This window comes from Fusibacter sp. A1 (genome assembly GCF_004125825.1).
Lineage (GTDB): Bacteria > Bacillota > Clostridia > Peptostreptococcales > Acidaminobacteraceae > QQWI01.
The window spans coordinates 49,260-69,159 of sequence record NZ_QQWI01000014.1; the positions used below are offsets into that span (position 1 = coordinate 49,260).

Sequence of the window (19,900 nt, forward strand, 5' to 3'; positions counted from 1 at the left end):
GGGGTATTATGGAAAACATAATTATCGATGTGAAAAAATTGGATTTGTTTTATGGCGAATTTCAGGCGCTCAAGTCCATTAATCTGAAAGTGAAAAAGAACAAAGTCACTGCGCTTATCGGACCTTCGGGATGCGGTAAGTCCACGTTTCTAAAGACAATCAACCGGATGAACGATCTTGTTGAAGGTGTAAGGGTCAATGGGGACATCCATCTGAATCGTGAGAATGTCTATCAGGACATAGATGTGATCGAGCTGCGAAAACGTGTGGGCATGGTGTTTCAAAAGCCGAACCCCTTTCCTATGAGCATCTATGATAACGTCGCATACGGTCCGAGAGCTCATGGCATTAAGAATAAAAGTGAACTCGATCAGATCGTTGAACAGAGTTTGAAAAAAGCGGCGATTTGGGATGAGGTCAAAGACAGGTTGAAAAAAAGCGCGCTTGGCTTATCGGGCGGGCAGCAACAAAGGCTATGCATCGCAAGAGCGCTAGCTGTAGAACCAGATGTACTGCTGATGGATGAGCCTACCTCTGCCTTAGATCCTATATCCACGCTTAGAATTGAAGAACTGGTAAATGAACTTAAGGAAAATTACACGATTGTGATCGTTACCCATAACATGCAGCAGGCGGGCCGAATTTCAGACCAGACCGCGTTCTTTTTAAACGGCGAAGTCATAGAGTTCAGCGATACAGTTGATCTGTTCAACCATCCAAGAGATGAGCGGACTGAGAACTACATCACAGGTAGATTCGGTTGATAGGAGAAGAGAATGAGTACATTAAGAGCGCATTTTGATTTAGAATTAAAAACACTGACGGATAAGATCATCAGTATGAGCACGCTAATTGAGAAGGCGATCGATCAGACCTTGCTCGCCCTTGTCAACAAGGACGAATCGCTTGCGAAGCAGGTGATTGCGGGGGATGATGTGTTTGATAGAATGGAGAAGGAAATCGAGGATGAATGCGTGTCTTTGATTTCTCGTCAGCAACCTGTCGCAAGTGACCTGAGGGCGATTTTTTCAATCATGAAGATCGTGACTGATTTTGAAAGAATCGCTGACCACTGTGAAGACATTTCAAGCATCACCTTGAATCTGATCACTCAGGATTACGTCAAGCCGCTGGTAGACATACCCAAGATGGCCGATCTGGTGAAGGAAATGGTACGGAAAACGGTGGACTGCTATATTGAGCAGGATGTGATCAAGGCAAGGCTCATATGCGCCAACGACGATGCCGTAGACAGATACTATCAACTGGTCATAGATGATGTGAAGCTTCTTCTAGCTGAAAAGCCTGAAGCAGCGGGTCAACTTCTCGATTTCCTGATGATAGCCAAGTACCTTGAGAGAATGGCCGATCATTCAACAAATATTGCCGAATGGGTGATCTATTCCGTAGAGGGTGAGCATTTTTCAAGCAATTAGCCTAGTGAACAAGTATTCGATATGGATACTTGTTTTTTATTCCAATCGCATAACAGACGTATTTGATTTATAATGTAATTAAATATTAAATCTCAAGTGGAGGATACTATGCAAAAAAGATTGCTGATTACCTATATTGTGCTTATCTCAGTGATGTTAAGCGCGTTCATATGGATTGTGAATAGTAGTTTGAGCGAATCGGTACAGTCGCAGTACGAGGTCCATTTTATCAATGAGCTAAATCTCCTGAAGACAATCATCGAGAAGGATCAGCCAGATTCTACAAGGATGCAGGAGTATTTCGATAAGATGGGACCGATCACTGATGCAAGGATCACCTATATCGACCGGCAAGGCATTGTGCTCGCGGACACCTATGAAAATCCTGAGCTGATGGACAACCACATCAACCGTGAGGAAGTTGAGGAACTGCTAAGTCAAAATGAATATGGTCTGGCGATAAGGTATTCCTCGACCATGAAAGAGAACTTCATGTATACGGCGACACTTATTTCCATAGATGGTGTGGATTACATTGTCAGAATATCAAAGCCGATGGCCGAACTTGAAGCGTTGAATAAGAATATTCAAAGATTTGCTGTGAACTTATCCATCTTCGCAGCTGTAGCGGCTTCTATGATGGGCTATTTTCTAAGCAAGTGGATGATTACTCCTATCCATGATTTGATAACCTCTGTCGGCTTAATTACAAGAGGCGATTATGGAAGAAAGATCTATCCTTATAGGAACGATGAAATCGGTAAACTGGCCGATTCTTTCGATTCGATGAGAGAGAACTTGTCGAGCACCATGACAGACCTGACGACAAGAAACGCAGAGCTCAAATCAATACTTAACAGCATGGTCAACGGTATCATTGCGGTTGACAGAAATAGAAATATCATTATGATCAACCAGCAATCCTTTGAGATCCTGAACCTTCCTGAACAATTTGTAGGAAAGCAGGACTCGATGTATAAAATCATCAAAAATGAGGAAATCATTCAAATGATAGATGAGGCGATGCACCTAGGCGTCGCAAAATCCAAAGAACTCGTCCATAATCATCTAGAAAAGACATTGAGAGTCTATATTCACCCCATACTTACAGAGACACGTGAGATCCTTGGTAGTATGATCATTCTTGAAGATGTCAGTCAAATCAGAAAGCTCGAACATATACGTTCTGAATTCGTGTCAAATGTATCCCACGAGCTAAAGACACCGCTCACCTCGATTATGGGGTTTGTAGACACTCTTAAAGCGGGGGCGATGAAGGACGGTGAGAAATCGAAGCGATTCCTAGGAATCATCGAGACTGAAGCCGAACGGTTACACCGCTTGATTAGCGACATACTGCTACTTTCAGAGATTGAAAGCGCTGAAAACGAACTGGATGCCACCAGGGTGGATATTTCGGATGTCATCAAAGAAGTGGTGGATATGATTTCGATCAATATCGACAGCAAGCCTGTGGAATTAAGCATCGAACATCTTGAAAAGGCGTTCGTCCTTGCCAATAGGGACAGGATAAAGCAAATGCTGATCAACTTGGTGGACAACGCCGTTAAATACACAGAAGTAGGGTATGTCCATATTCGTCTGACAACTAGCGGCAAGCATGCTGTTATTGAAATTGAAGATACAGGCATCGGTATCAGCGACGTGGACAAGGCAAGGTTATTTGAAAGGTTTTACCGGGTGGATAAGGCAAGATCGAGAAAAGCCGGCGGTACCGGTCTGGGGCTCTCGATCGTCAAACATATCATCAACCTATATAAAGGTGAAATTCATGTTCAAAGCAAAAGCGGCGAGGGATCTACTTTTCTTGTCCGCCTCCCGCTAGCATAAAAAAAACAGGAAGTCCTTTGGACTTCCTGTCGCATTCTGATGGATATCAATCCTGATCTTGCACTTCGCTTGCCTTGATATGAAGTTCAACCACACCTGTTAGGGTGTGCACATCCTCGATGAACTGATCGATCGATGTCAAAAGATTGCTGGTATCAAAGGTGATTTGAACATCAGCGATGCCGTTTTCCGGCGGTGACTGTCTGATTGTCAGCACGTTGCCGTTGATGCTGGCGATCATTTCTAAAATGCGTGAAAGTACGCCCTTTTCATGGGTGAGAACCAAAGAAAGCGTCAGTATCTTAGCTGTCATCTTTTCTTCAAGTGTGAATATGTGTTCTATGTACTTATAATAAGAACTTCTGCTTATGCCGACAGCTTTGACGGCCTCGGACACGCCCCTTACCTTTTTTTGCACGATCATCGATTTTGCTTCAATGACTTTGACAAATACTTCTGGAAGGACTTCTGTTGAAACAACTAAGTAACGGTGTGACATGTATGCCTCCTCTGTCTTATAATAGCTTAAGTATGACAGAATTTAAGAAAAAAATCAATGAGGGGCAAGTGACAAGTAGTCCTGAAAAAACAAAAGTGGATTGCGAACGTATGTTTGTGTTATATTGTAAATAGAATAAATTGCATTACAAAGTTGAAACATTAGAGTTGATTTTTTGATAAAAGCATGACAACATGGTAAGGGTGGTTTGTCCACTTAGCAGAAAAGAATAGATTAGGGGTGAGTTTATGGACGCTGGTAAAAAGAAAAGCGCCTACGATAATTCAAGTATTTCATCGCTCAAAGGCGAAGATAGGGTTAGGAAAAGACCTGGAGTAATTTTCGGTTCTGATGGACTGGAAGGTTGCCAGCATTCTTTTTTCGAAATTCTATCCAACTCGATAGATGAAGCTCGTGAAGGATATGGCGAAGTTATTAAGATTATCAGGCACGTGGATAAATCGATCGCCATACATGATTTCGGCCGCGGAATACCGCTGGGCTACAACCGCAAAGAAAAACGATACAACTGGGAACTGGTTTATTGCGAGCTATACGCAGGTGGAAAATACAACAACAATGATGGCGACAACTATGAATACAGTCTCGGTCTCAACGGTCTTGGCGCATGTGCGACACAATATGCATCAGAGTGGTTTGATGTAACAGTCTTTAGGGATGGCTGTAGGTTCGATCTGCATTTTGAAAAAGGTGTCAACATCAAGGGCCTTAAAAAGACAGAATACGAACAGGAGTGGACAGGATCGATTCAACACTGGAAACCTGATCTTGATGTATTTACGGATATCAATATTCCACTTGAATTTTTCCAGGACGTACTTAAAAAGCAAGCGGTCGTGAATGCGGGACTTAAGTTTGAGCTGTTTGACGAAGAATCCGAAGAGACATTCGTCTATCTTTACCGAAACGGCATACTCGATTATCTTGACGAAATAAATGAAGGCAAAGCGATTTCAGCAGTCATGCACTATACCGATCAGGGAAAGGGCAGCGATAGAAGCGATAAGCCGGAATATAAGGTGAAAGCCGAAGTAGCATTCGCCTTTAACAATGAAGTGAATAGAATTGAATACTACCATAACTCAAGCTTCCTTGAACACGGCGGCGCACCGGATAAAGCAGTGAAGTCGGCATTCATAAGCGAAATTGACAAGTACATCAAAAAGCTAGGGAAGTATCAGAAAAACGAAAAGAAAATTTCATTTATCGATATCCAAGATAGTCTGGTGCTGGTGGTCAACTCCTTTTCCACATTGACAAGCTATGAAAACCAGACCAAAAAGGCGATCAACAACAAGTTCATTCAGGAGTTTCTCACTGAGTTTATTCGTCATGAACTGGAAATCTACTTTATCGAAAACAAAATGGAAGCGGAACGGGTCATCGATCAGCTCTTGATCAATAAAAGGAGCAGGGAGAACGCTGAAAAAACCAGACTGAACATACGTAAGAAGCTGAACCAAAAGATTGACCTTACCAATAGAATAAAAAAATTCGTCGACTGCAGAACCAAGGTGATCAGCGAAAGAGAAATATATATTGTAGAGGGAGATTCGGCACTTGGAGCATGTAAACTTGCTAGAGATGCTGAGTTCCAAGCGCTAATGCCTGTGCGGGGTAAAATACTCAACTGTCTTAAAGCGGATTACGATAAAATCTTTGCTAGTGATATCATCGTGGATCTGATCAAAGTTTTAGGGTGTGGAATAGAAATAAAATCAAAACACGCCAAGGATATGGCGACCTTTGATCTTGATGCCTTAAGATGGGACAAGGTAATTATCTGTACGGATGCGGATGTCGACGGTTTTCAGATCAGAACGCTGATCTTGACGATGCTTTATCGATTGATGCCTACGCTCATAGAAGAGCAAAAGGTCTTTATCGCAGAGTCGCCTCTGTTTGAAATCAGTACAAAGAAGAAAACGTATTTCGCCTATAACGAGAAAGAAAAAGCGAACATACTTGAAGAGATAGGAACCGAAAAGTATCAGCTTCAGCGTTCAAAAGGACTAGGTGAGAATGAGCCTGACATGATGTGGGAAACAACAATGTGTCCGACTTCAAGGCGTCTAGTCGCTGTTCGAGTGGACGACGTCGAAAAGGCGGAAATCATGTTCAACACACTGCTGGGTGACGATCTGCAAAGTCGTAAAGCCTTTATTGAAAAACACGGTGCATATTATATCGATCAGCTTGATATCAGTTAGGAGGTGACGCTTTGAAGAATGAACATCTAGTCATAAGACAAAACATAACAGATACTTTACAAGAAAACTACATGCCCTATGCGATGAGTGTCATCGTATCAAGGGCGATTCCTGAAATAGATGGATTCAAGCCATCCCACCGTAAGCTTCTATATACCATGTATAAGATGGGACTCCTAAAGGGCAATCGTACTAAATCGGCAAACGTGGTCGGGCAAACGATGAAGCTGAATCCTCACGGAGACATGGCGATCTATGAGACGCTGGTTCGTCTCACAAGGGGGCACCAGGCGCTACTGCATCCCTATATCGATTCTAAGGGTAACTTCGGTAAGGCGAATTCTAGGGATATGAAATTTGCAGCGAGTAGGTATACGGAGGTAAAACTTGACGCGATCTGCAAAGAACTTTTTGCGGATATCGATAAGAACACGGTAGACTTTGTAGATAACTACGATGCGACGATAAAAGAACCGGTACTGCTTCCGACCACTTTCCCCAATATCCTGGTCAGTGCCAACAAGGGGATAGCTGTAGGTATGGCGAGCAGTATCTCAAGCTTTAACTTGGTCGAGGTCTGCAATATGACAATAGCCAAGCTGCAAGGAACAGATATCGATCCGTTCGATTACTTGTCTGGACCGGATTTCAGTACAGGCGCTACGCTCCTTTATGATGAAAAAGCCCTACGCAGCATTTACGAGACAGGTGGCGGATCAGTAAAGTTAAGATCGAAATATAGTTACGATAAAAAGAACAATTGTCTAGAAATATCTGAAATACCATATTCGACAACCGTAGAAGCCATCATAGATAAAATTGTAGATTTAATAAAATCAGGTAAGATCAAGGAAATAAATGACGTTCGTGACGAAACGGATCTAAAGGGTTTAAAAATCGCTCTAGATCTTAAGCGTGGAACGGATCACGAAGTTTTGATTCAAAAGTTGTTCAAACTGACACCGCTTGAGGATAATTTCTCATGCAATTTCAATATTTTGGTCAATGGACGTCCGCGTGTTATGGGTATAGTCGAGATTGTTCATGAGTGGATTCTCTTTAGACTGGGATGTATACGTCGACAATTGGAATTTGATCTGATAGGTCTTAACGAAAAATTACATTTACTTCTTGGACTTGAACGAGTCCTTTTGGATATCGATCAAGCGATAAAAATCATCCGTGAAACAAAGGATGACAAGGCGGTTATTCCCAATCTGATGAAGGCTTTCTCAATAGATGAAGTCCAATCTGAGTTTGTCGCAAATATCAGACTGCGTAATCTGAATAAGGATTATCTGATCAAAAGGATAGAAGAGATCGTAAAGCTTAAGAACGAGATCAAGCACAATGAATCCTTGCTCGAATCAGATGTACGCATCAAACAGCTCATGGTAACACAGCTGAAGCGAGTGATTGAGGAATACGGTAAACCAAGGTTGACAGAAGTCATCCATGAGCATGAGCAGATCGATATCAGCTCAGAAGACCTGATTGAGGATTATAATGTCAAGCTCTTCCTGACCGATCACAGCTATTTTAAAAAGATCACCCTCACATCGCTTCGTGCAAGCAATGTACACAAGGTGAAGGATGATGACGAAATGGTTCAGGAGATAGATGCTTCCAACCTATCCGATATCATGTTCTTTACAGATAAGCAAAACGTCTACAAAATGAAAGCGCATGAGTTTGATGACCACAAGGCTTCAGAGCTAGGTAACTACTTACCGAATATCATAGATCTTGAGCCAGGTGAACGCGTCATCTACATGCATGCGACAACGGAGTATGATGGATGGTTCCTTTTCAACTTCAATAACGGAAAACTTGCCAAAGTACCTGCAAGCAGCTACGAGACCAAGCAAAACCGTAAGAAGCTGCTTAAGGCTTATTCCGATAAATCACCACTCATCAGCATGATGCATATCGTTGAAGATGCGGATATCGCTGTCGTAAGAACTGAAAATGACGGAATGAAGAACCTATTGCTGTTCTCGACTGCGCTCGTGAATGAAAAAGCATCCAGAAGCACTCAAGGTGTGCAGGTGCTTAGGCTTAAAAAAGATAGTTGGATGACCTCTGCGATTTTAGCAAGGGATATCGATCTTGATAAACCTGACCTATATAGGTCAGCTACCATTCCTGTAGCAGGTGTACGCATCAGTCCGCTTGATAATTTCAATCACCCGGATCTCTAAAATCAACCATAATAGTAAGCCTCGCATAGTAACTATGCGAGGCTTACTTTGTTAAGTTTAAGTAAAATGCTTGTTGAAAGAGCATTTTGATGATAGACTAATACGCAGACATACGTTCGATGATTCTAAATTGACATTTCCAATCGACACATCTTTCGGCACAACTAAGTATCTATGTGCTATTCCACGAACGTCTTATGAATAATATCAAGTGCGGTGACTCCTTAAAACGCCATATGTGGCGTTCTTTTCATGTTTATGACAGAGAGCCCTGCACTATTATCATACGTGAAATTCTTGAGTTTAACTTAGGAATATGGGTATTAAGAAATTGATATGTCAACATGAATCGCAACCAACCACATTAAAGGAGACATATATGGATTTATCGAAATTTGAAGCCCTCGGATTAGGCGAGGCATCACTAAAAGCAATTGGCATTAAAGGTTTTGAAGAACCAACGCCAATTCAAGCACAAGCAATACCGATTATCTTAAGCACTAAAGATGATATCGTAGGTCAAGCACAAACAGGTACTGGTAAAACGGCTGCTTTCGGTCTTCCAATACTTGAGCTTATCGACGAGAACAAAAAAGGAATCAAGGCTTTGGTTGTAACTCCAACTAGAGAACTTGCAGTTCAAGTTTCTGAAGAGCTTTACTCCTTCAAAAGAAGCAAAAAAATCAAAGTGACACCAATTTACGGTGGTTCATCAATCGAACGTCAAATCAAGCGTTTGAAAGAAGGTACGGATATTGTCATCGGTACGCCAGGTAGACTTATCGACCTGATCAACAGAAAAGTGCTTCACCTTGAAGATCTGGATTTCCTAGTTCTTGACGAAGCGGATGAAATGTTGAACATGGGTTTTGTTGAGGATATTGAGTATATCATCAAACATGCCAACAAGAACAAAAGAACGTTCCTGTTCTCAGCAACAATGCCAAGTCGTATTCTTTCAATTGCAAAAAACTACATGAACCAGTTCCAAACAATCACTGTTAAAAAGAAGGAACTCACTACAAATCTGACTGATCAGATCTATTTTGAAGTTGCTAGTCGTGATAAGTTTGAAGCGCTGACAAGAATTATCGATATCGAAGCTGAATTCTTCGGAATTGTTTTCTGTCGTACAAAAGCAGATGTAGACAATGTTTCCACTCACCTGATGGAAAGAGGCTATGACGCTGAAGGTCTTCACGGCGACTTGTCTCAGCATCAACGTGAGCGTGTATATAAGAAGTTTAAATCTAAAAAAACTAATATACTTGTCGCTACCGACGTTGCAGCCCGTGGACTTGATGTCAACGATCTGACTCACGTTATCAACTATTCAATTCCTCAAGACCCAGAAAGTTACGTTCACAGAATTGGACGTACGGGTCGTGCGGGTAAAGAAGGTACAGCGATTACATTTGTGACTCCAGCTGAGTATAGAGGCTTGGTTCATATTCAAAAAATCGCTAATACAAGCATTCGTAAAGAGCAGATTCCACAAGTTGAAGATATTATCAGACAAAAACGCGCCAATATTCTCGAGGAAATCAAAGAGACTATTCTTAATGAATCACTTGAAGAGTATGCTGACATCACTGAGCAATTGATGAATGAGTTCGAAGGCCAAACGGTACTTAACGGACTGTTAAAATATTTCTTAAAAGATACATTATCTGAAGAGAATTATAGTGAAATTAAAGATGTATCTGTCGATCGTCAAGGTAAGACAAGATTATTTGTCGCAAAAGGACGCAAAGACGGTTTCTCAGTTAAAAAATTAATCGATATGATCCAAGAAGAAGTTGAAATTCAATCGTTCAAAATCAAAGAAATCAAGATTTTTGATGCATTTTCATTTGTGAGTATGCCATTTGAAGAAGCAGAAACTCTTATTTACAATCTGAACAGTAAAAACAAGAACAGAAAACCAATTATCGAGCATGCAAAACCAAGTGCTGGCGGACCAAGCAGATCCGGCGGAAGTGCTGGAGCTAAAAAACCATACAAAAAAGATGGCGGTTACAAAAAAGAAGGCGCTCCAAAACGTAGCAGTGGGAGTCGTGAAGGAAGAAAATAATGAAAAAATTCCTAAAGACAATAGGTGCGGTGAGTGTGATTGTGGTCACCGCATACTCAATTTATCATTTAATCAGGCTTATTAAAAAGTACGATGTCTTATCACTTCTTTATGGATTCGATCTTCTTCACAGAGGACACGAAGGCATAATTGATATTTCACGTAAGGGAGTCAAATTTATTTCCCGAAAAAGCGAAGAAAATTTAGACGCTTTTTCGGAGTATTTAAAGGCAAACGGATACCGTCTCGTGGGTCGTTTTGGTCGCTCTGACCTCTACGATTACCAAGGGGTAGAGGTGATTGTGAAGCAATCGATGCTCTTTAACAAGTACTACCTTTTTGAAGTATATAATGAAAGCTTTTTTGAAGCGGAACTCTCTGCTTAAAAAAAACTTTAAAAAACAAAAAAAAGTTGAAAAACATGATTGACACTTAAAACCTCCCATGATAAGATAGTTCTTGTCGTTAGGACATCGGGGCACACACAAAACACAGTGCCCCAGATATTCCAAGGTAGCTCAACGGTGGAGCAACCGGCTGTTAACCGGTAGGCTGTGGGTTCGAGTCCCACCCTTGGAGCCAAACGTGCCTGAGTGGCGGAACTGGCAGACGCACAGGACTTAAAATCCTGCGAGATTTAACCCTCGTACCGGTTCGATTCCGGTCTCAGGCACCAAGCTTTTCATTGACATTATGGACATGAGAAGTTACACTAAACATGTATAACGCGGGATGGAGCAGTTGGTAGCTCGTTGGGCTCATAACCCAAAGGTCACAGGTTCGAATCCTGTTCCCGCAACCACATGGCCCCTTGGTCAAGCGGTCAAGACACCGCCCTTTCACGGCGGTAACAGGGGTTCGATTCCCCTAGGGGTCACCACAACAATTCTTAGTTGATGATTACATTGGCTGAGAATTCATGGGAGCATAGCTCAGCTGGGAGAGCGCTTGCCTTACAAGCAAGATGTCATAGGTTCGATCCCTATTGTTCCCACCAACGCAACACTTTGTGTTGCACCTAATAAAAGCGGTCCGGTAGTTCAGCTGGTTAGAACGCCAGCCTGTCACGCTGGAGGTCGAGGGTTCGAATCCCTTCCGGATCGCCATTTTATTTCTTTGAAATAGAATATTTAATACGCCGATGTAGCTCAATTGGTAGAGCAATTGACTTGTAATCAATAGGTCGCGGGTTCGAGTCCCATCATCGGCTCCATATTTTTTTTTAGCTTTTTTCATGGAGGAGTTCCCGAGTGGCCAAAGGGGACGGACTGTAAATCCGTTAGCAGAGCTTTCGCTGGTTCGAATCCAGCTTCCTCCACCAACTTAACTTTTTATTATAGAGTGGCAAGCAGCTTGTACTACAGGTGCTGAGAACGGAATAATAAAAAGTGGTCATCGCAAAGCGCTGAAAGTGCATTAATGTCCATCGGCAACGATGATTTAGTTTGACTAAAAACTCACATCTGCCTGAGTGGCGGAACTGGCAGACGCACAGGACTTAAAATCCTGCGAGATTTAACCCTCGTACCGGTTCGATTCCGGTCTCAGGCACCAGCTTTTCATTTACTAGCATAGATGAAAAGGACCAATCTCAATACTGAGATTGCATACTATATGGCGGCGTAGCTTAGTTGGCTAGAGCGTTCGGTTCATACCCGAGAGGTCGGTGGTTCGAGTCCACTCGCCGCTACCAATTTTGTATTCCTTTTATACAAAATGCCCCTCCGGCAAACGAGCTTGTTTTTTAGGTCGTGAAGAGGAGAAAAACTAAACATATGGAGAGGTACCGAAGCGGTCATAACGGGGCGGTCTTGAAAACCGTTAGGGTGCAAGCCCACGTGGGTTCGAATCCCACCCTCTCCGCCAATCAGTTTTTTATTGCAGACGTTAAGTTAAACAGAGTTTATACTGAAAGTCGAGGCAATAAAAAACGGTCATCGCACAGCGATGAGATTACATTATTATATCCCGAACTTTGTGAGGGAACAAAATCTGGAGAAGTACTCAAGTGGCTGAAGAGGCTCCCCTGCTAAGGGAGTAGGCCTGTTAAAGGGCGCGAGGGTTCAAATCCCTCCTTCTCCGCCAGATATATTGCAGGTGTTGTCTGCAATACGCCCCGCCGGCCAATAAGCTTGTCTTTTAGGTTATGTAGAGGTGCTGAAGTTCTCGGTAAAACACTGAGAACTTCATACAACAAATTTGGATACAGGGGCGTAGCTCAGTTGGTAGAGCAGTGGTCTCCAAAACCACGTGCCGAGGGTTCAAGTCCTTTCGCCCCTGCCATTTTCTTTTACTGATCTTAGACAGTGAAAAGCATTGAAATCACATCGGAGTGTAGCGCAGCTTGGTAGCGCACCTGGTTTGGGACCAGGGGGTCGAAGGTTCGAATCCTTTCACTCCGACCATTTCTTTCACACATATCCTGTGCGAAAGGCCCCCACCGGCAAGTGAGCTTGTATTTCAGCTCACGAAGAGGTGGAAAATTCATGCACCAAACCTATGTGGGCGTATAGCTCAGCTGGTTAGAGCGCACGCCTGATAAGCGTGAGGTCGGTGGTTCGAGTCCACTTATGCCCACCACATATTTTACAGAATGTATTCTGTAAAACAATTTTAGTTTTGGACCATTAGCTCAGTTGGTTAGAGCATCCGGCTCATAACCGGCAGGTCTGGGGTTCGAGTCCCTGATGGTCCACCATCTGCACTTTATCAATGTAGTTGGTATAAGCTAAAATATAAGTGCCAATAGCTCAGCTGGATAGAGCAACGGCCTTCTAAGCCGTAGGTCCGGGGTTCGAATCCCTGTTGGCACGCCATTTTCTTTACAGTCCTATTTTGGGGATTCGCCAAGCGGTAAGGCACCGCCCTTTGACGGCGGCATTCATAGGTTCAAATCCTATATCCCCAGCCATTTAGTTTTTTATTGCAGACGATAGGTTAAACGAAGTTTATACCGAAAGTCGAGGCAATAAGCAAACGGTCGTTGCACAGCAACGAAAATACATTAATCTTTTTCGAGCAAAGTGAGAGATTAAAATTTAGTTCGCTCTGCGAACAACATGCCCAGATAGCTCAGTTGGTAGAGCAGTGGATTGAAGCTCCACGTGTCGGCGGTTCGACTCCGTCTCTGGGCACCATGAGGACACATCACTTTAGTGGTGTGTTTTTACTTTTTTGATATATTGAACTTAGTCGAACCAGCCGGAAGTTTGCTTGCGCAAGATAAGAGATGTAAGCCGCTAAACGTTGTTTACACTACAAAACAACAGGCGCTGGGCGCTACGAACAAAATACGTTCGTAGGCGACTCCGTCTCTGGGCACCATGAGGACACATCACTTTAGTGGTGTGTTTTTACTTTTTTGATATATTGAACTTAGTCGAACCAGCCGGAAGTTTGCTTGCGCATGATAAGAGATGTAAGCCGCTAAACGTTGTTTACACTACAAAACAACAGGCGCTGGGCGCTACGAACAAAATACGTTCGTAGGCGACTCCGTCTCTGGGCACCATGAGGACACATCACTTTAGTGGTGTGTTTTTACTTTTTTGATATATTGAACTTAGTCGAACCAGCCGGAAGCTTGCTTGCGCAAGATAAGAGATGTAAGCCGCTAAACGTTGTTTAAACTACAAAACAACAGGCGCTCGGCGCTACGAGCAAAGTGCGTTCGTAGGGGAAAGTTAGCGAGGTTAGTAAAATAGGCGAAATCGATTTCGGTTTTTTAGGATATTGCATGCAAGCGTTTGCAACAGGTGTGTCGGTTGTTGGTTTTTTAGGTGTTAAATTACTGTAAAAACCTCTTGACGACTAAAAGGAAAACGTAGTGCTATAATTTGAATGTCGAAAGCGGTTTCGAAACTGCTTGTCGTATTAGTAATCGTAATGCCAATTTTTTTTGGCATTTAACGAAATCGATTTCGAAACATGCCGATCGTGCCATATCGAGTATAATTGGGTTTGCGAAAATGGTTTCGAAAACTTGAAAGGCGGTCCTCATGATTACAATATACGACATTGCAAAAGCATGTGATTGCTCGAGTGCGACTGTATCGAAAGCGCTTAATAATTATCCTGACATCAACATAAATACGAAGGAACGGATTTTGGAGAAGGCGCGAGAAATGGGGTTTACTCCAAATTCTCATGCTCGGGCACTCAGCACTAAGAAAACTTGGAATATAGGGGTTCTTTTTGAAGATGAAAGCCATAGCGGCTTAACGCACTACTACTTCTCAAATATCCTGCAAGCGGTGAAGGAGCAAGCTGAAGAAAAAGGCTATGATATCACCTTCATATCCAAGAATTTAGGTGATGTGGAAATGTCCTACTTAAAACATTGTAGGAGAAGGAAAACAGATGGCGTTGTCATTACTTGCATTCAATTTGACAACAAGCAAGTTCAGGAGCTGATGGTCAGTGAAATTCCAGTGGTACTTATTGATCATATCTCAGAGTTTGCAAGTTCAATAGTATCTGATAATTTTGCAGGTGTATATGACTTGACATCTTACCTTATCAGTCTTGGGCATAAGGATATCGCTTATATATACGGACACGAATCCTATGTTACTACTGAGCGAATCAGAGGGTTTAAAAAAGCGATGGTTGATGCAGACCTTGATATTCCTAAAAGTAATTTCATAAAGTCCAACTATCACGATAAGGAAGCGACCATTCAAGCGGTTGAAATGATTGTAAAAAGCGGCAACATGCCAACGGCGGTTATTTTTCCCGACGATTACTGCGCAGTGTGGGCGATCAACACTTTTAGAAGTTTGGGAGTCTGTATACCCGAAGACATCTCAGTTGCAGGATTCGATGGACTTGAAATCGGAGAAATGGTAGATCCGCGATTGACAACCATGAAGCAAAACACGGTACAACTTGGAAAACAAGCGGCTCTAAAGTGTATTGACATTGTAGAGTCCAAAACAGAGACGGTTACTCAACTCTCTGTAGGTTTAGACTTAATCAAAGGTGGTACTTGTCAGGAACCAAGAAAGTGAAAGAGGTAAGAGTTCACTTTTAGGTATCTTATGTCAATTCCATATAGCAAAAATCGGAATAATCAATTGGGAGGAAACAATGAAAAAACTTTTGGCACTTTTAGTAATCTGTTTGACTGTAGTTGCTGTTTTCACAGGATGTGCGAAAACAAACGAGGCTGAGTTAAATGTAGCGGTTGATGAGTCTAAAGACTATTCAACTGAGAAGTTAGTCATTTGGTCGTTCACAGATGAGTTGGCAACTGCAGGTGACATTGATCACTTTAAGGAAATGTACACTGCACCAGGTAAAGCGTTTGAAGGTATGGAAGTAGAGTTCATCGCAGTATCGATTCAAGATGGTTACATGGATAAGATTCTTCCAGCGCTAGAAGCGGGTAACGGTCCTGACATTTTCACTGGTGAGTTAGACCATATCAAACAATTTATCGAAGCTGGTTACTACGCTAACATTGAAGCGATGATGGAAAACGATCCAGAAGTTGATTTAACAGCAGAAAAAGCGGACTATAAAGATTACATCTGGCAGTCTGGTATCGACCCTGCTACTGGTAAACTAGCAGCTCTATCTTGGCAGGTAACTCCTGGCGCTGTCTTCTTTAAAGTAGATATGGCAGCTCAAGTATGGGGTAGTGAAGCTGGATTCCCGGCTGAAGGTTCTGCGGATTACAATACAGCAGTTACTGAATGGATGAACAAAAACAAGTTCAACACGGTAGATAACTTGCTACAAGCTCAAAAAGATGTAAAAGCGTTCAATCCAAACTGGCGTTTGTTCCCAGACGATCAAGCAGTTAGATTCTTTGCTGCAGGTACAAATGATCCTGCTAAATGGATCACAGAAGATGGAAAATTAAACGGCGAAAAAATCAAAGAGCAAATCCCATACATTAATCTCGTAAAAGAAATGTACGGTGAAGCAATTAAAGACTCTCTTACTGCGAATGCAGGTGAATGGAGTGGTCCATGGTTCGACGCTATGGACAAGGACTTAACAGATGCTGAAGGTAACACTTGGCAGGTAATGGCATACTCAATGCCTACATGGGGTCTTAAGTACGTTATCGAACCTAACATGGAAAAAGTAGATGCTGATGGTAACACATTCCCTAAACCAGGTGAAGATGCTGACCAAGCAACTAAAGATGCATATGAAGCAGCAGCTTTCAAAGGTAACTGGGGTATGGCATCAGGTCCTAACTCTTACTTCTGGGGTGGTACTTACCTAGGAGTCAACGCTGACACTAAACTTCCTGAAGTTTCATTCGCATTCTTAAAATCAATGTTGTTTGATAAAGAGCGTTTGGTTGAGCGTCAAGCAGCGGATAGCGACATGTACTCTGTTGAATCTGTAATGGCACCGGTTATCGCGAGCTACGATGGTCGTCAATCACTTGGTGGCATGAACCACTTAGAAGTATTCAACAAAGAAGCTGCAAAAATCAATCTGTCGAACATCACTACTTACGACAGAGGTCTTAACGATTTGATGAATACACACTTAACTAACTACAAGCAAGGTGCTGACGGTTACGATTCTATCTCAGACGTTCTTGAAGCATTCTATGCAGATGTTCAGGTTACTTATCCTGAAATCTTCGTTGAAGGATTACCGACTGAATAATATACTGATTTTTATGCAAAAGTAGACAATATGTCTACTTTTGCTTTGGAGGTTTAATATGAAAAAAATTAAAGACAGAGTTGGATACCTATTTATATCTCCATTTTTCCTTGTATTCTTCCTATTTAATGCATATCCAATTTTCTTTACCTTATATCTTTCTATGACAAGATATAAGGGTTATGGTCCTAAGTTATTTATAGGCGCTGAAAACTTTATGTTGATATTCAAAGATCCCAACGTCGTTGACGCATTCATGAATACGATTAAAATCTGGGGTGTGAATATTGTTTTCCAAGTCTTTTTAGCACTATTGCTTGTTATGGTGTTCTCAGATATCAAGTACAAGGTAAAGGGGTTAGGTTTTTTCAGAGTTATTTTCTATTTGCCGAACTTGATTGCGGCAGCAACAATCGCACTGGTTTTTGTAAAGTTACTAGATAAGGACTATGGTGTTTTAAATCAGTTCCTATTCAGTATCGGTTGGATTAATGAATCCATAGGCTGGTTGACAAAGCCAATACTCGCTCAGATGAGTGTATCGGGTATTCAAACTTGGATGTGGTTTGGTAACTCATTCATTCTTTTCATGGCATCGGTTCAAGCGGTGAGTAAAGAAACGTATGAAGCGGCTGCCATAGATGGTGCAGGAAGATTTCAGGTCCTAAAAAACATCACGCTTCCTTCTATAAAGCCTATTTTGATGTATGTCATGATTACTGGGTTAATAGGTGGTTTGCAATTGTTTGATATTCCATTCTTGATCACAGATGGTCGAGGGTTCCCAGAAGGTAGTTTAAACACGATGATTGTCTATATCTATAATATGGCATTTGTTTATAAGAATTATGGTTATGCATCCGCACTATCTTTTGCATTATTTATCCTAATTATGACATTCACAGTGGTATTCACAGTGATGACAAATCGAAATGAAATCAGGGAATTCCTTGAAAGGCGTAAGGTAAATAAGGAAAGAAAGAAAAAACTTATGTCATCGAAAGGAAGTGCTAACAATGAGTAATGAAATACGTCAAGAGATAGATTTTGAAGAACTAAAAAGACAAAATCTACGTTCGGCAAAAGCAAGAAAAAGAAAGAAGTTCATCATTTTCTCGATAGTATATACTTTTTTAGCTGCGCTAGTAGTGATTTCAATTATTCCATTCTGGATTGTAATTATTAACGCAACCCGTGATGGAATGGCTATTTCAACACAAGGTATCACTATTTTCCCAGGTTCAAGTCTGATGGAAAACTATAGGATATTGACTGATAACGTAGATATTGTACGGGGCTTTTTAAACTCGCTTAAGATTGCTACACTAGTGACATTCTTATCGGGTTATTTCTCCGCGCTGACGGCATATGGATTTCACATGTATGATTTTAAGGGTAAAAATGTGCTGTTTGGTATCATTCTTGTATTTATGATGATTCCAAGTCAGTTGGCATTCTTAGGGTATGTAAAGTGGATGACTCAAATTGGTTTAATGGATACTCATGCCGCTTTAATCATTCCAGCAGTGGCTTCAATCGGTACTGTGTTCTTCTTAAGGGCTTATATCAGTTCTGCACTAAGTAAGGAGCTTATCGAGTCTGCAAGGATCGATGGTGCAGGTGAACTCTTTATTTTTCATAGAATTGGATTGCCACTTATGGCTCCAGGCGTTGCCACGATGTCGATATTCACATTTATCGGTTCTTGGAACAACTACCTAAGCGCTAGGGTAATACTAAGTTCTAAAGCCAATGAGACACTGCCTATGGTGATCTCATCGCTTAAGGCACTAAGAATCTGGCATCAAAATCAAGGCGCGATCTACCTAGGCTTTGCAATTTCGATCGTACCGATTGTAATTGTCTTTATCTTTGCATCGAAATACCTGATTGAAAATATTTCTGCAGGTGCTGTAAAGGGTTAGTTAACGCAATGCGAAAGTAAAAGCGAAAAGGCATCTCAGTAGAGATGTTTTTTCGCTTTTGCAGACTTATCCCAAAGGAGTTTTATGACCGTAAAGAGCATATTGGCGAGTTATTCAAAAAAAATGCAATATCGCTTGACTCCTATGTATTCCTATGATAAGATATTACTTGTCGTCACGACATTTGTTTGACAGTATAATTCTTAAACCGTCAGTCAAATCATGTATATCGCGGGATGGAGCAGTTGGTAGCTCGTTGGGCTCATAACCCAAAGGTCACAGGTTCGAATCCTGTTCCCGCAACCACATGGCCCCTTGGTCAAGCGGTCAAGACACCGCCCTTTCACGGCGGTAACAGGGGTTCGATTCCCCTAGGGGTCACCAAATCAGTTTTTTATTGCAGGCGATAGGTGTTCGATTCTGAACACCGAAAGCCGAGGCAATAAACAAACGGTCGTCGATTTTGACGAGATCACATCAATGTCTTTCGTGCCTAGCACGGAAATTCAATCTGGGAGCATAGCTCAGCTGGGAGAGCGCTTGCCTTACAAGCAAGATGTCATAGGTTCGATCCCTATTGTTCCCACCAAAGTAGTTTTATTTTGCAGCGGCAGGTGTACGTAAGTACTACCGAGAAGCGAGGCAAAATAAAACGGTCACAAGCTTGCTTGTGAACTTACATTAATGTCTTTCGCACCTAGTGCGGAATTCATCAATAAGCGGTCCGGTAGTTCAGCTGGTTAGAACGCCAGCCTGTCACGCTGGAGGTCGAGGGTTCGAATCCCTTCCGGATCGCCAATTAATTTTTTGTTTCAGAGCGGCAAGCAGCTTGTACTTCAGGTGCTGAGAGCGGCGAAATAAAAAATGGTCATCGCACAGCGATGAAATCACCTTACGCCGATGTAGCTCAATTGGTAGAGCAATTGACTTGTAATCAATAGGTCGCGGGTTCGAGTCCCATCATCGGCTCCATTTATTCGACATAATTTAAACATCACTTCAAGTGATGTTTTTTTGGTTTTTGCACTGATTTTGTGTTATTCTATTGTT

12 protein-coding genes and 24 tRNA genes are annotated in these 19,900 nt (G+C 42.0%); 35 read left to right on the forward strand and 1 reads right to left on the reverse strand.

What is annotated here, in order from left to right:
- The first annotated feature begins 8 nt into the window (after positions 1-8).
- The 3 genes from pstB (at position 9) to DWB64_RS16820 (ending at position 3,287) form a co-directional block, all read left to right on the forward strand.
- Positions 9-764, forward strand: a complete 756-nt coding sequence (pstB, locus tag DWB64_RS16810; RefSeq protein WP_129489408.1) for a phosphate ABC transporter ATP-binding protein PstB — start codon at positions 9-11, stop codon at positions 762-764.
- Between the two features lie 12 nt (positions 765-776).
- The gene (gene phoU / locus DWB64_RS16815; RefSeq protein ID WP_129489409.1) at positions 777-1,436 is read left to right on the forward strand and encodes a phosphate signaling complex protein PhoU; all 660 of its coding nucleotides are present in this window, start codon (positions 777-779) and stop codon (positions 1,434-1,436) included.
- 108 nt (positions 1,437-1,544) lie between these two features.
- Positions 1,545-3,287 carry an ATP-binding protein gene (locus DWB64_RS16820; protein ID WP_129489410.1) on the forward strand — a complete coding sequence of 581 codons (1,743 nt, stop codon included), beginning with the start codon at positions 1,545-1,547 and terminating at the stop codon, positions 3,285-3,287.
- A 46-nt stretch (positions 3,288-3,333) separates the two neighbouring features.
- On the opposite strand, the gene DWB64_RS16825 is transcribed toward DWB64_RS16820, so the two are convergent.
- Positions 3,334-3,786, reverse strand: coding sequence for an ACT domain-containing protein (locus DWB64_RS16825; protein ID WP_129489411.1), 453 nt, complete (start codon positions 3,784-3,786; stop codon positions 3,334-3,336).
- Positions 3,787-4,034: 248 nt separating this feature from the next.
- Between DWB64_RS16825 and DWB64_RS16830 the strand changes: the two genes are divergently transcribed.
- From DWB64_RS16830 to DWB64_RS16985, 32 genes are all read left to right on the forward strand, one after another.
- The gene (locus DWB64_RS16830) at positions 4,035-6,017 is read left to right on the forward strand and encodes a type IIA DNA topoisomerase subunit B (RefSeq protein WP_129489412.1); all 1,983 of its coding nucleotides are present in this window, start codon (positions 4,035-4,037) and stop codon (positions 6,015-6,017) included.
- Between the two features lie 71 nt (positions 6,018-6,088).
- On the forward strand, positions 6,089-8,218 hold the full coding sequence (locus DWB64_RS16835; RefSeq protein ID WP_129489437.1) for a DNA topoisomerase (ATP-hydrolyzing) subunit A: 2,130 nt from the start codon (positions 6,089-6,091) through the stop codon (positions 8,216-8,218).
- 379 nt (positions 8,219-8,597) lie between these two features.
- Positions 8,598-10,292, forward strand: a complete 1,695-nt coding sequence (locus DWB64_RS16840; RefSeq protein ID WP_129489413.1) for a DEAD/DEAH box helicase — start codon at positions 8,598-8,600, stop codon at positions 10,290-10,292.
- Positions 10,292-10,678 (forward strand): hypothetical protein, encoded by a 387-nt coding sequence (locus tag DWB64_RS16845; RefSeq protein ID WP_129489414.1) that lies wholly within the window; start codon positions 10,292-10,294, stop codon positions 10,676-10,678. The genes DWB64_RS16840 and DWB64_RS16845 overlap by 1 nt, the downstream gene beginning before the upstream one ends.
- Before the next feature lie 121 nt (positions 10,679-10,799).
- A tRNA-Asn gene (locus DWB64_RS16850) sits at positions 10,800-10,874 on the forward strand.
- Positions 10,875-10,879: 5 nt separating this feature from the next.
- Positions 10,880-10,968, forward strand: a tRNA-Leu gene (locus DWB64_RS16855).
- A gap of 50 nt (positions 10,969-11,018) precedes the next feature.
- A tRNA-Met gene (locus DWB64_RS16860) sits at positions 11,019-11,094 on the forward strand.
- A gap of 3 nt (positions 11,095-11,097) precedes the next feature.
- Positions 11,098-11,172: transfer RNA gene (locus DWB64_RS16865), tRNA-Glu, on the forward strand.
- A 41-nt stretch (positions 11,173-11,213) separates the two neighbouring features.
- A tRNA-Val gene (locus tag DWB64_RS16870) sits at positions 11,214-11,289 on the forward strand.
- A 32-nt stretch (positions 11,290-11,321) separates the two neighbouring features.
- Positions 11,322-11,398, forward strand: a tRNA-Asp gene (locus DWB64_RS16875).
- Positions 11,399-11,429: 31 nt separating this feature from the next.
- Positions 11,430-11,505: transfer RNA gene (locus tag DWB64_RS16880), tRNA-Thr, on the forward strand.
- Positions 11,506-11,528: 23 nt separating this feature from the next.
- A tRNA-Tyr gene (locus DWB64_RS16885) sits at positions 11,529-11,613 on the forward strand.
- Positions 11,614-11,757: 144 nt separating this feature from the next.
- Positions 11,758-11,846 (forward strand) — tRNA-Leu (locus tag DWB64_RS16890).
- 62 nt (positions 11,847-11,908) lie between these two features.
- Positions 11,909-11,985: transfer RNA gene (locus tag DWB64_RS16895), tRNA-Met, on the forward strand.
- An 84-nt stretch (positions 11,986-12,069) separates the two neighbouring features.
- Positions 12,070-12,158, forward strand: a tRNA-Ser gene (locus DWB64_RS16900).
- Between the two features lie 128 nt (positions 12,159-12,286).
- Positions 12,287-12,377 (forward strand) — tRNA-Ser (locus DWB64_RS16905).
- Positions 12,378-12,499: 122 nt separating this feature from the next.
- Positions 12,500-12,575, forward strand: a tRNA-Trp gene (locus tag DWB64_RS16910).
- A gap of 45 nt (positions 12,576-12,620) precedes the next feature.
- Positions 12,621-12,697, forward strand: a tRNA-Pro gene (locus tag DWB64_RS16915).
- A 98-nt stretch (positions 12,698-12,795) separates the two neighbouring features.
- Positions 12,796-12,872, forward strand: a tRNA-Ile gene (locus DWB64_RS16920).
- A 41-nt stretch (positions 12,873-12,913) separates the two neighbouring features.
- A tRNA-Ile gene (locus tag DWB64_RS16925) sits at positions 12,914-12,990 on the forward strand.
- 41 nt (positions 12,991-13,031) lie between these two features.
- Positions 13,032-13,108 (forward strand) — tRNA-Arg (locus tag DWB64_RS16930).
- 20 nt (positions 13,109-13,128) lie between these two features.
- Positions 13,129-13,203, forward strand: a tRNA-Gln gene (locus tag DWB64_RS16935).
- Positions 13,204-13,353: 150 nt separating this feature from the next.
- Positions 13,354-13,429, forward strand: a tRNA-Phe gene (locus tag DWB64_RS16940).
- A gap of 861 nt (positions 13,430-14,290) precedes the next feature.
- The gene (locus DWB64_RS16945; RefSeq protein WP_129489415.1) at positions 14,291-15,301 is read left to right on the forward strand and encodes a LacI family DNA-binding transcriptional regulator; all 1,011 of its coding nucleotides are present in this window, start codon (positions 14,291-14,293) and stop codon (positions 15,299-15,301) included.
- 79 nt (positions 15,302-15,380) lie between these two features.
- On the forward strand, positions 15,381-16,925 hold the full coding sequence (locus DWB64_RS16950) for a hypothetical protein (RefSeq protein ID WP_129489416.1): 1,545 nt from the start codon (positions 15,381-15,383) through the stop codon (positions 16,923-16,925).
- A gap of 58 nt (positions 16,926-16,983) precedes the next feature.
- Complete coding sequence (locus DWB64_RS16955) at positions 16,984-17,949, forward strand: carbohydrate ABC transporter permease (RefSeq protein WP_206736695.1); 966 nt, start codon at positions 16,984-16,986, stop codon at positions 17,947-17,949.
- Positions 17,942-18,850, forward strand: coding sequence for a carbohydrate ABC transporter permease (locus DWB64_RS16960; protein WP_129489417.1), 909 nt, complete (start codon positions 17,942-17,944; stop codon positions 18,848-18,850). The genes DWB64_RS16955 and DWB64_RS16960 overlap by 8 nt, the downstream gene beginning before the upstream one ends.
- Positions 18,851-19,080: 230 nt before the next feature.
- Positions 19,081-19,156 (forward strand) — tRNA-Met (locus DWB64_RS16965).
- Between the two features lie 3 nt (positions 19,157-19,159).
- A tRNA-Glu gene (locus DWB64_RS16970) sits at positions 19,160-19,234 on the forward strand.
- A 129-nt stretch (positions 19,235-19,363) separates the two neighbouring features.
- Positions 19,364-19,439, forward strand: a tRNA-Val gene (locus DWB64_RS16975).
- 132 nt (positions 19,440-19,571) lie between these two features.
- Positions 19,572-19,648, forward strand: a tRNA-Asp gene (locus DWB64_RS16980).
- Between the two features lie 98 nt (positions 19,649-19,746).
- Positions 19,747-19,822, forward strand: a tRNA-Thr gene (locus DWB64_RS16985).
- Positions 19,823-19,900 lie beyond the last annotated feature (78 nt).